The following is a 10602-nucleotide window of genomic DNA, read 5'->3' on the forward strand; positions in this document are numbered from 1 at the left end:
GAGTGGCGAGAACGAGACCGCCGGGACCGGTGTGGGGCCGGTCCCGGCGGTCGCTCCCCCGTGGCGGAAGGCGCGTTACGGGCGGTTGAGGGTGATGGAGTTGATGGGCGTGAGGTAGTAGTTGACGTAGTAGTCCTGCGGGATGTCCAAGACGCAGTTGGAACCGCCGTAGTTCTTGCACAGGCTCGCGGACGCGCCGCCGTACTGGTTGTTGAGGACCACGTGGTAACCGAACTGGTTGCTCAGGTTGTGGGCGCCGTAGCTGTAGTACACGTTCGTCGGGTGCGGGTTGAGGACCGGGTTCACGCCCTCGCCGTAGATGCACACCGCCCCCGACGGGCAGCCCCAGAGCGCCGTGTCGCCGGCGGGCGCGGCCTGGGCGGCGCCGCTCATCGCCACCACTGCCGTGGCCGCGGTCGCGAACGCGGCGGCGGCGCTCATCATCTTGCGCATGTTTCCCCCTAGCGGGTCTCCTGCGTCCTCGCAGGCCGTGCTTCGAGCTGACGGGATCAGCCTGTCCCGGGAGGCTGCCGGGATCGACGGGTTTCCTGTTGCCCGTCGGCGGGTCGACCGGGAAACCCTGTGTGAGCTGGGATTTCACGATGCGGCGGGCAACCGGTCCGTCGAAGGGAACGGGAAGGGCTTGCGGCATCGCCTGCGCGGCGTAGATTCTCGGGGCATGGGATTCGCCGTCTTCATGACCTTGCCCGGGCTGGTCATCCTGCTGACCGCCGTGGCCTTCGTGGATCAGCTGCTGCTGCGGGCCGGGCGGGCAGGTCTGTTGCCCTGGCGCAACAGCGTCCGCCAGGGCCAGATCTCGGCGACCGGTTTCGAGCAGCTCCACGCGAGCTTCTCGCCCGGCAAGCAGAACGAGCTCAAGGAGCGCCAGTCGTCCCTGGTCATGCGGGACGACGAGGAGGACGGGGCGCCGCCGAACCGGACGACGGTGGACCTGGACGGAGGGGTCGCGGTCGTCCGGGTGCCGCAGACCGACCAGTAGCGGCCCAGTCGCCCAGCACCGGAACACACTCCTCGGCGAAGTACTCGTAGTCGTCGGCGGTGTTGTAGACGTGGGCGGACAGGCGCAGATACCCGATGCCGTCGAAGCTGGTGAAGGCGGCCTCCACGTCGAGTTCGCGGGCGACCCGGTCGCGCAGCGCGTCGGCCTCGACCCGGGTGGTGCCGAGACCGTCCGGGAGCCGTACGAGGCGCATACCGGGCACGGGCATGCCGACGTCGACCCGGCTGTCCTCGCCGGTGAGGCGGGTGACGGCGGCGCCGATCACCTGGGCGCCGTAGTCGGCGAGGTCGTCCATGTAGCGGCGGGCGGCGGACCAGCCCCAGCTGCGCTCGACGAAGGCGAGGGCCGTCGGCGCGGCGAGGTAGGAGGTGGCGTCGAGCGTGCCCTGCTGGTCGAAGCGGTCGGGGTACGGATCCGGGGCGCCCCAGGAGTCGATGAGCGGGTGCAGCCGCTCGCGCAGGGGCCCGCGGGCGACCAGGGCCGCGGTGCCGCGCGGGGCGCAGCCCCATTTGTGCAGGTTGCCGGTCCAGAAGTCGTACGCGGCGTCCGCGAGCGGCGCGGCAAGCAGTCCGGGCGCGTGCGCGCCGTCGACGAGCGTCGCCGCGCCCCGGCGCCGCGCCTCGGCGCCGATCCGCTCCACGGGCAGCCGGCGCGCGGTCGCCGAGGTGATCTGGTCGACGACCACCAGCTCCGTGGCCTCCCCGATCTCGGCGACCACCGCCTCGTACGCCTGATCCTCGTCCGCGTCGAGCGGCACCCGGGCGGTCCGCACCCGTCCGCCCCACCGGCGCGCCAGCCGCTCGGCACCCATGGTGACCGCCCCGTAGCCGTGGTCGGTGACGACGATCTCCCCGCCGCCCCGCCGGTCGAGCGCGGCGTACACCACGCTGGCGCCGGCGCTGGCGTTCGGCACCAGGGCGAGATCGGCGGCGTCGACCCGCAGGAACGCGGCGAGGTCGGCCCGGGTGGCGGCGAGGCGCTGGGGCAGCGCGGGGAACCACACCACCGGCGAGCGCTCCATCTCCGCGCGCAGCGCCTCCTGCCGCCGCTGGGCCACCAGGGGAACCGCCCCGAACGAACCGTGGTTCAGATGTCTGAGCGCCGGGTCCAGCGACCACGCCTCGACGGCGAGCCTGCCGTCGGCCAGCAGCAGGGGGTCAGGCGCGGTGACCAGCTCGGTCTTGCTCACGTACGACAGCCTCCGGGGAACAGACGGTGTCCCGGCATCCTGGCACGGCGGTGATCGCGGCAGGACGCCCGGGTCGGTCCCGGGACGCAGCCGGGGAAATGCGGTTGACCCCGCCGGAGATCCCACGGTCGGATGACCCACCATGACCACAGGGCAGATGCATTCCGGCCTGCACCCCGTCGACGACGATCTCGTACGGCGGCTGATCACCGACCGGTTCCCGCGGTGGGCGGAGCTGCCGATCGAGCGGTTTCCCTCCGGCGGGACGGTCAACGCCATGTTCCGGCTCGGGGAGGACATGGTCGTACGGCTTCCGCTGGTGGAAGGCGGCGCCAAGGACGTCGCGCTGGAGCAGGAGTGGCTGCCGCGGCTCGCTTCCTCGCTGCCCATCGCCGTGCCGGAGGTGCTCGGGGCCGGGGAGCCGGGTCACGGGTATCCGTGGCCGTGGTCGGTGTATCGCTGGCTGCCGGGACGGAACCCGGAGGCGGGGGCGTTGGCGGAGCCCGTGGCGCTGGCCGGGGATCTGGCCGCGTTCGTGCAGGCGATGCGCGGCGTCACCTTGCCCGGGGCTCCGCGGGCCCATCGTGGAGGGCCGCTCGCCGAACTGGACGCGGAGACGCGGACGGCGGTCGAGCGACTGCGCGGGATTCCGGAGGAGGGCGTCGACTGCGACGCCCTCATCGCCGTGTGGGAGGACGCTCTGCGCGTCCCGGGCTGGGCCGGGCCGCCGGTGTGGCTGCACGCGGATCTGATGCCGGGCAATCTGCTGGTGGACGCCGGCCGGCTGACCGCTGTGATCGATTTCGGCTGCATGGGCATGGGGGATCCGGCCTGCGACCTGTTCCCGGCGTGGAATCTGCTGCCCGCCGACGCGCGGGAGGTCTTCCGCGAGGCACTCGGCGTGGACGCGGCCACCTGGCGTCGCGGGCGCGCACGAACGCTGTCACAGGCGGTGATCGCCCTGCCGTACTACCGCGAGACGAACCCCGCGATGGCCGGCAACGCGCGTCATGTCATCCGGGCGGTACTGGACGGCGGTTGACCGGCGCCCCATCCGCCCGGCATGTCATCGGGGCGGCACCACGGTCCAGGCCTCGTCGACGCCATCCCCGCCCTGCCCTGCCCAGCCCTGCCGCAGGGTGGTTGACGGTCCGTCACTCCACCGGCCAGGTGTGCGCCGGTGCGTTGAGGTGCATGTAGTCCTTGTACGTCGTGGTCATCCGGCGCAGTGCCTCACGCCGGTCGAAGCCTCTGTTCTTCTCCAGGTGGTGGACCATCTCCGCCTGCCACAGGGCGCCGTTGCGACCGGTGACGCAGCGCTGCTCGATGACGCCGAGCATGGGCTCGCGCCAGTCCGCGTCCATGCCGGCCAGTTCCAGCCCCCGGTGGGCCAGCGGCAGCAGGCGCCGCAACACCAGTTCGGTGACCGGGACTTCACCCACGCCGGGCCAGTAGAGGCGGGCGTCGATGCCGTCACGGGCCGCGGTGTGCAGGTTCTCCTCGGCGACCGCGAAGGACATCCGCGTCCACACCGGCCGGTCGTCGTCGACGAGGGCGCGGGTGAGGCCGTAGTAGAAGGCGCCGTTGGCGATGACGTCCGCCACGGTGGGGCCCGCGGGCAGCACACGGTTCTCGATGCGCAAGTGCGGGCCGCTGTCGGTGACGGCGTACACGGGGCGGTTCCAGCGGTAGATCGTGCCGTTGTGCAGGGTCAGTTCGCCCAGTTGCGGAACACCGCCGGCGTCGAAGGTGCGCTGCGGGTCCTCCTCGTCGCAGATCGGCAGGAGGGCCGGGTAGTAGCGCACGTTCTCCTCGAAGAGGTCGAAGACGCTGGTGATCCAGCGCTCGCCGAACCACACCCGGGGCCGTACGCCCTGCGCCTTGATCTCCTCGGGGCGGGTGTCCGTGGCCTGTTCGAACAGCGGGATGCGGGTCTCGCGCCACAGCTCTCTGCCGAAGAGGAAGGGCGAGTTGGCGGCGAGCGCGGTCTGCACGCCGGCGACGGCCTGGGCGGCGTTCCAGTAGTCCGCGAACTCCTTCGGGTCGACCTGGAGATGGAACTGGGTGCTGGTGCAGGCGGCCTCGGGGGTGATGGCCTCGGCGTACATCGCGAGCCGCTCCACGCCGTCCACGTTGATCCGCAGGTCCTCGCCGCGGGCGGCGAAAATCTGCTCGTTGAGCAGCCGGTAGCGGGGATCGCCGGACAGGGCGGCCTCGCCGACGTCCGTTTCGCCCAGCGTCGGCAGGATGCCGATCATGATCAGATGCGCGCCGACGGCCGCGGCGCGTTCCTCGGCGTGGTTGAGCGCGTCGCGGATCGCCTGCTCCCAGGCGCCGGGTCCGCCGGTCGTCAGCTGCCGGGGCGGGATGTTGATCTCCAGGTTGAAGCGGCCCAGCTCGCTCGACCAGGCGGGGTCGGCGATCGCCTGCAGCACCTCGGTGTTGCGCATCGCGGGCAGCCCGTGCGAGTCCACCAGGTTGAGCTCGATCTCCAGCCCCACCTGGGGCCGCTCGCTCTCGAAGCCGGACTCGCGCAGCATCTGCGCCAGTACGTCGAGACAGGTGTGCATCTTGTCCCGGTACCGACGCCGGTCCTCCCGCGTGAACACCAGGGCGGGCACATCACGTCCCATACGACCTCCCGAGTAGCCTCGGCGGATATCCCCAGCGTCCCACCACGGGCGGGCCTCGGACAAGGCGGGGCACGGGGCTGAACTGGGTCGACACCTTGAGGGACGGCACCGATGAGCAGACCGCAGTCCGAGTTCCACCGGCCCGTGACACCCTGGCGGCGACCGCCGGAGGCGAGCGAGGGTGTCTGGGAGCAGGTGCTGGCGGAGGACCCAGGGACCGGTGACGGCACCGTGCTGCAGCGGTACGAGCCGGGTACGGACACGAGCGCGCAGGGCACGGTCCGGCACGACTACTTCGAGGAGGTGTACATCCTCGACGGCTCCCTCACCGATCTACGGCTGGGCGAGACCTTCACCGCGGGGATGTACGCGTACCGGCATCCGGGCATGGAGCACGGGCCGTGGTCGAGCGCGGAGGGTGTCGTGATGCTGGTGATCCGCAGCCGGTGAGGCGGCCGGGGAGCCGCCCACCGAGAATCTGTGATTGGCATGGACCTGTTCATGATCCCTGGCTATGCTCGGCCGCGCACACATTGAGAGCGCTCTCACCGTTCTGCTGTTCCACCCCCACATCACTGGAACAACGAAGGGGCACTCCCTTGAGACGCACAACAGCCCTGCGCGCCGCCCTGTCCGCGGCTCTCCTCCTCGGCGGTCTGGCCGGCGCGAGCACCCTGCCCGCCTCCGCCGCCGGCTCCCCCGCACACCGCACCCAGGCACCCGCCTCCGACGCCCTGCTGTCCGCGATGCAGCGCGACCTCGGCCTGACGAAGCGTCAGGCCGAGACGCGGCTGGCCCAGGAGAAGACGGCAACCGCCGTGGAACGCAAGGCGAAGCGTGCCGCCGGCTCCGCCTACGGCGGCTCGTGGTTCGACGCCGTCCGCGGCCGCCTCACCGTCGCGGTCACCCGCCGCGCGAACGTCGACGCGGTCCGTGCGACCGGCGCGGACGTACGCCTCGTCAAGTACAGCGCCCGGCAGCTCGACGCGGCGAAGACCCGCATCGACGCCCTGTCCGCGCCCGCCGGGATCAGCAACTGGTACGTCGACCCCAAGGCCGGCTCGGTCGTCGTGGACGTCGTCTCCGCACACCGCGATGACAACGATGTCCGGACCTTCCTGGCCCGCGCGCGCAAGGCGGGCCCCGTCACGGTACGGCAGACCTCCCACGCCCCGAGCACCCTCGCCGCCGGGACCGTGGGCGGCGACCCCTTCTACACCGGCAACGTCCGCTGTTCCATCGGCTTCTCGGTGTACGGCGGCTTCGTCACCGCCGGGCACTGCGACCAGCACACCGGCGCGGTGTACGGCTGGGACGGCTCGTACGTCGGCAACTTCCAGGGCTCCTCGTTCCCGGACAACGACTACGCCTGGGTGAACGTCGGCAGCGGCTGGTGGACCGTGCCGGTGGTGCTCGGCTGGGGCACCGTCTCCGACCAGCTCGTCCGGGGTTCTGCCGAGGCACCGGTCGGCGCCTCCATCTGCCGTTCCGGCTCCACCTCGCACTGGCACTGCGGCACGGTGCTGGCCAAGAACGAGACCGTCAACTACAGCCAGGGCGCGGTGCACGAGATGACGAAGACGAGCGTGTGCGCCGAACCCGGTGACTCCGGCGGCTCGTTCATCAGCGGTGACCAGGCGCAGGGCGTCACCTCGGGCGGCTGGGGCGACTGCACCTCCGGCGGCGAGACCTGGTACCAGCCCGTCAACGAGATCCTCAACCGGTACGGGCTGACCCTGCACACGGCCTGACCCGGCACGCCGGGCCCGTCGCTCAGGTCTGCTCGTCCCGCGGTGCGTACAGCCCCGGGAGGTTGACGACGATCGCCTCCTGGGTGCTGCGGGCGATGACCACCACGGCCTCCTCGGCGGGGTCGGGGTTCTCCTCGCGGTGGGGGACGTACGGGGGTACGAAGACGTAGTCACCCGGGGAGGTGCGCAGCCGCACCTCTTCGGGGCGGCCTCCGGTGTCGTCCAGGAAGACGAACTCGGGGTGGCCGCTGACCACGTAGATCGCGGTCTCGGACGCCCCGTGGTGGTGGTCGGAGGAGGCGGTGGCCGGGGCGACGTGGGTCTGCCCCATCCACAGTTTCTCCGAGCCGACCGTCCTTCCGCTGACGGCGGCGAACCGGCGCATACCGGTGCTCTGCGCGGTGTCCGCGTCGAGGGCGTCGGCGCGGACGTGGTGCAGACGGGTCCGCGGGGGCGCCGCCGCGGAGGCGTCGTCGAGGTGCGGGTGGAAGCCCTCGCCGGGATGTGTCAGCGGCTCGCTCATGACGAGGACGCTAGTGCATCCCGGCGGATGCGGCCCGGTGCCGCTCAGTCCGGGTGCGGGCCGTGGAGGTACTCCGTCGCCGCGTCCAGCAGCCAGTCCGTGAGATAGCCCGCGAAGGAGGAGCGGACCAGCACCCAGAAACCGGTTCCGGGTTCGTCGCGGGCGATCAGGACGACCTGGGTGCGGGCCAGCGTGGTCTGGGCGCAGCGGCCCGGAGTGAAGGCGCGCGGATGGAGGTCGAGGGAGCAGCCGTGGGACAGCAGGTCGCGGGCGCGGGGGCCGGCGACGAGGAGGGTGGTGCGCTGGGCGGAGACGTCGGTGACGGACACCGGCTCGTCACCGGCGGCCTCGCGGACGCGGGCCTCCAGGTCCCGTTGGGTGCCTGGCGGCCCCACCAGCAGCCATTCGTCCGGCCCCAGCCACAGCGCGGTCGACTCCCCCGCGCGTACGACCGTGTTGGGCTCCAGGGGGAGCTGCAGGCCCAGCGCGAGACCGACCGCGTCCGCCGCTGTTCCCTTGGCGTTCAGCCGGACGTCGACCTGGGCCAGGAAGGGGAGTTCGGCCAGCCGGACCGCGCCGCCGGAGGCGCGGGTCGCGGCGGCCAGCCGGGCGGCGGCGTGTGACAGGGGGCTGCGCGGCGGGGCGGTGAGTGCGGTGTCAGCCATCTCGGCGGGCTCCCTCGGGGTCGTAGAGGACGGGGCCGGCGACGGTCACCGGGAGCAGCCGGTCGCCGACGGGGGCGTAGAGCCGTTCGCCGACGCGTTCGCGCCCGCCCTTGATCAGGGCGAGGGCGAAGGTGCGGCCCAGGGCGGCGCTGCGGTAGCTGGAGGTGACGTGGCCCAGCATGGGCACGGGCGGGGCGGGCAGCACACTGTCGGCGACCAGGTGGGTGCCCTCGGGGAGGAAGGCCGCCGGGTCCTCGGGCAGCAGGCCGACAAGGTGCTTGCGGTCCGGGCGGAGGGTGTCAGCGCGGGCGAAGGAGCGCTTGCCGATGAAGTCCGGCTTCTTCTTCGACACCGCCCAGCCCATGCCGAGGTCCTGCGGGGTGACCGTGCCGTCGGTGTCCTGCCCGATGATCGGGTAGCCCTTCTCGGCGCGCAGGACGTGCATGGTCTCGGTGCCGTACGGGGTGATGCCGTAGGCGGCGCCGGCCTCGTACAGCGCCTCCCAGAGAGCGAGGGCCGCCCACGGGGACACGTTGATCTCGTAGGCGAGTTCACCGGAGAAGCTGATCCGGCACACCCGGGCCTCGATACCGGCGACGGTGGTCTCCCGCCAGGCCATGAAGGGGAAGTCGTCGTTGGAGACGGCGAGTTCGGGTGCGAGCGAGCCCAGCACCGCGCGGGACTGAGGGCCCACCAGGGCGACCGTGGCCCACTGCTCGGTGACGGACGTGCAGTGGACGCGCAGCTCCGGCCACTCGGTCTGCAGCCACTCCTCCATCCAGTCCAGTACGGCGGCCGCGTTGCCGGTGGTCGTGGTGACGAGGAAGCGGTCCGGGGCGAGGCGGATGACGGTGCCGTCGTCGAAGACCATGCCGTCCAGGCGGCACATCACGCCGTAGCGGATCATGCCGACCTTCAGGGTGCTCATCATGTTGGTGTAGAGCCGGTCGAGGAAGACGGCCGCGTCCGGGCCCTGGACGTCGATCTTGCCGAGGGTGGAGGCGTCCATGAAGGCGACGCCCTCCCGGGCGGCCGCGCACTCGCGCAGCACGGCCGCCTCCATGTCCTCGCCGTCCTGCGGGTAGTACCAGGGCCGCTTCCACTGGCCGACGTTCTCGAACAGGGCGCCGTGCTCAACGTGCCACTGGTGCAGGGCGGTCGTGCGGATCGGGTCGTGCAGGGCACCCCGGTCGCGCCCGGCCAGGGCGGCGAAGGAGACGGGCGTGTAGGGGGGACGGAAGGTGGTCGTGCCGAGGGCGGAGACGTCCACGCCGAGCAGTTCGGCGACCACACCGCCGGCCAGGACCCCGGAGGTCTTGCCCTGGTCGTTCGCGGTTCCGGCCGTCGTGTAGCGCTTGGTGTGCTCGACCGAGCGCATGCCGGCCCCCGTCGCCCGCGCCAAGTCCTCGACGGTGACGTCCCGTTGGAGGTCGACGAAGCGGGGGGCGCCCTCGCGGCCGGGGACGGTGAAGACCTGCATGGGCGGGGTCGGCCGCGGCTCGGCGGGCACCTGCGGCAGGCGCGGAGTCGCGGGCGTGTGGCCCTCGGCCTCGATCGCCCGTGCTCCGGCGGCCGCGCCCTGCGCGAGCACGCCGGCCAGGTCGAGGACACCGCTCGCGCTGCCCGCGACCTCGACGGCCTGACGGCAGGTGTCGGGGACGAACGTCCCCAGATCCTCCTCGTAGCGGAGCTTGCCGCCCGCCTGGCTGAACAGGTGCGCCACGGGGTTCCACCCGCCGGAGACCAGCAGCAGATCGGCGGCGAACTCCCGCTGACCCGTGGTCGTTCCGTACGGGGCGACGGCCACCGCCGTCAGCCGTGCCTCACCCTCCGTGCCGGTGACCGCGTGCCCGGGCAGCACCTCGATGCCGGCCGCGCGGGCGCGCTGCGCCCACTCACCCGGCTCCGGGCGCGTGTCGACGATCGCCGCGACGGTCACACCGGCCCGGTGCAGGTCCAGGGCCGCCGCGTACGCGCTGTCGTTGGTGGTGAGGACGACCGCGTGCCGGCCGGGCAGAACACCGTGGCGGTTGAGGTACGTGCGCGCCGAGGCGGCCAGCATCACACCGGGGCGGTCGTTGTCGGCGAAGGCGAGGGAGCGCTCGTGGGCGCCGGTGGCGAGGACGACGCGACGGGCGCGGATGCGGTGGACGCGTTCGCGGGAGACGTGCTCGGGGGCGTCGGCGCCGAGGTGGTTGGTGCGGCGCTCGACGGCCAGGAGGTGGTTGTCGTCGTAGTAGCCGAAAACGGTGGTGCGGCGCAGGACACGGACGTCGGGGGCGGCGTCGAGGAGCGCGGCCGTCTCGCCGAGCCAGTCGGGGAGTTCACCGGTGCCGAGGAGACTGCCGCCGAGCTCGGGCCGGTCGTCGGCGAGGATGACGCGGGCGCCGGTGCCCACGGCGGCCGCGGCTGCCGCGAGGCCGGCCGGGCCTGCGCCCACGATCAGCACGTCGCAGTGGGCGTGTACGGCGTCGTAGCGGGCCGGGTCCGGTTCGGTGGCGAGGCGGCCCTGGCCGGGGAGGCTGGTCGCCACCAGGCCGTCGTACAGCTCGACCGTCGTGGCGGGGAGCATCGGCTCGGGGAACGGGGCCTCGATCTGGACGACCGCGTTGGGTTCTTCCGGGCCGGCGGAGAAGATGCCTCGGGGGCGGCCGAGCTTGATGCTGGTGCCTGCCTGGATGACGCCGTTGGCCAGGAGGGCGGAGGCGAGGGTGTCGCCTTCTACGCCCTGGTATTCGGTGCCGTCGAAGGTGAAGGTGAGGGGTCGGGTGCGGCGCCGTTCCGGGGGCTCCGCCCCCGCGCCCCCGATCGGCCCTGAAG

At 72.3% G+C, this 10602-nt stretch carries 10 protein-coding genes; 4 read left to right on the forward strand and 6 right to left on the reverse strand.

The window, feature by feature from the left end; all coding sequences use genetic code 11:
• Positions 1-75: 75 nt before the first annotated feature.
• Complete coding sequence (locus tag GRC12_RS17920) at positions 76-453, reverse strand: hypothetical protein (RefSeq protein WP_208780307.1); 378 nt, start codon at positions 451-453, stop codon at positions 76-78.
• Between the two features lie 226 nt (positions 454-679).
• Here GRC12_RS17920 and GRC12_RS17925 point away from each other — a divergent pair, with 226 nt between their 5' ends.
• The gene (locus GRC12_RS17925) at positions 680-1000 is read left to right on the forward strand and encodes a DUF6191 domain-containing protein (RefSeq protein ID WP_208780308.1); all 321 of its coding nucleotides are present in this window, start codon (positions 680-682) and stop codon (positions 998-1000) included.
• Here the strand turns inward: GRC12_RS17925 and GRC12_RS17930 are convergent.
• Positions 900-2210: an aminotransferase class V-fold PLP-dependent enzyme gene (locus GRC12_RS17930; protein ID WP_208780309.1), complete on the reverse strand. Its 1311-nt coding sequence runs from the start codon at positions 2208-2210 to the stop codon at positions 900-902. The two genes, GRC12_RS17925 and GRC12_RS17930, sit on opposite strands and share 101 nt — an antisense overlap.
• Positions 2211-2352: 142 nt before the next feature.
• Here GRC12_RS17930 and GRC12_RS17935 point away from each other — a divergent pair, with 142 nt between their 5' ends.
• Positions 2353-3252 (forward strand): aminoglycoside phosphotransferase family protein, encoded by a 900-nt coding sequence (locus GRC12_RS17935; RefSeq protein WP_208780310.1) that lies wholly within the window; start codon positions 2353-2355, stop codon positions 3250-3252.
• Between the two features lie 112 nt (positions 3253-3364).
• Here GRC12_RS17935 and GRC12_RS17940 read toward each other — a convergent pair whose 3' ends face one another.
• A complete protein-coding gene (locus GRC12_RS17940; protein ID WP_208780311.1) occupies positions 3365-4843 on the reverse strand; it encodes a glutamate-cysteine ligase family protein in 1479 nt (492 codons plus the stop codon).
• 111 nt (positions 4844-4954) lie between these two features.
• On the opposite strand from GRC12_RS17940, the gene GRC12_RS17945 reads away from it, so the two are divergent.
• Both GRC12_RS17945 and GRC12_RS17950 read left to right on the forward strand, forming a co-directional pair.
• On the forward strand, positions 4955-5293 hold the full coding sequence (locus GRC12_RS17945; RefSeq protein ID WP_208780312.1) for a cupin domain-containing protein: 339 nt from the start codon (positions 4955-4957) through the stop codon (positions 5291-5293).
• A gap of 149 nt (positions 5294-5442) precedes the next feature.
• Positions 5443-6594 carry a S1 family peptidase gene (locus tag GRC12_RS17950; protein ID WP_208780313.1) on the forward strand — a complete coding sequence of 384 codons (1152 nt, stop codon included), beginning with the start codon at positions 5443-5445 and terminating at the stop codon, positions 6592-6594.
• Between the two features lie 22 nt (positions 6595-6616).
• On the opposite strand, the gene GRC12_RS17955 is transcribed toward GRC12_RS17950, so the two are convergent.
• The 3 genes from GRC12_RS17955 to GRC12_RS17965 all read right to left on the reverse strand — a co-directional run.
• On the reverse strand, positions 6617-7117 hold the full coding sequence (locus tag GRC12_RS17955) for a cupin domain-containing protein (RefSeq protein WP_208780314.1): 501 nt from the start codon (positions 7115-7117) through the stop codon (positions 6617-6619).
• A 44-nt stretch (positions 7118-7161) separates the two neighbouring features.
• A complete protein-coding gene (locus GRC12_RS17960; protein ID WP_208780315.1) occupies positions 7162-7782 on the reverse strand; it encodes a sarcosine oxidase subunit gamma in 621 nt (206 codons plus the stop codon).
• Positions 7775-10602, reverse strand: a 2828-nt coding sequence (locus GRC12_RS17965) for a sarcosine oxidase subunit alpha family protein (protein ID WP_208780316.1), incomplete at its 5' end; no start/stop codon positions are given. The genes GRC12_RS17960 and GRC12_RS17965, both read right to left, overlap by 8 nt.

The sequence above is a fragment of the Streptomyces griseorubiginosus genome (assembly GCF_017614965.1).
GTDB lineage: Bacteria > Actinomycetota > Actinomycetes > Streptomycetales > Streptomycetaceae > Streptomyces > Streptomyces griseorubiginosus_B.

Coding starts and splice junctions, on each gene's coding strand:
- GRC12_RS17920 (WP_208780307.1), bottom strand. CDS start 453: ATGCGCAAGATGATGAGCGCCGCCGCCGCGTTCGCGACCGCGGCCACG.
- GRC12_RS17925 (WP_208780308.1), top strand. CDS start 680: ATGGGATTCGCCGTCTTCATGACCTTGCCCGGGCTGGTCATCCTGCTG.
- GRC12_RS17935 (WP_208780310.1), top strand. CDS start 2,353: ATGACCACAGGGCAGATGCATTCCGGCCTGCACCCCGTCGACGACGAT.
- GRC12_RS17940 (WP_208780311.1), bottom strand. CDS start 4,843: ATGGGACGTGATGTGCCCGCCCTGGTGTTCACGCGGGAGGACCGGCGT.
- GRC12_RS17945 (WP_208780312.1), top strand. CDS start 4,955: ATGAGCAGACCGCAGTCCGAGTTCCACCGGCCCGTGACACCCTGGCGG.
- GRC12_RS17955 (WP_208780314.1), bottom strand. CDS start 7,117: ATGAGCGAGCCGCTGACACATCCCGGCGAGGGCTTCCACCCGCACCTC.
- GRC12_RS17960 (WP_208780315.1), bottom strand. CDS start 7,782: ATGGCTGACACCGCACTCACCGCCCCGCCGCGCAGCCCCCTGTCACAC.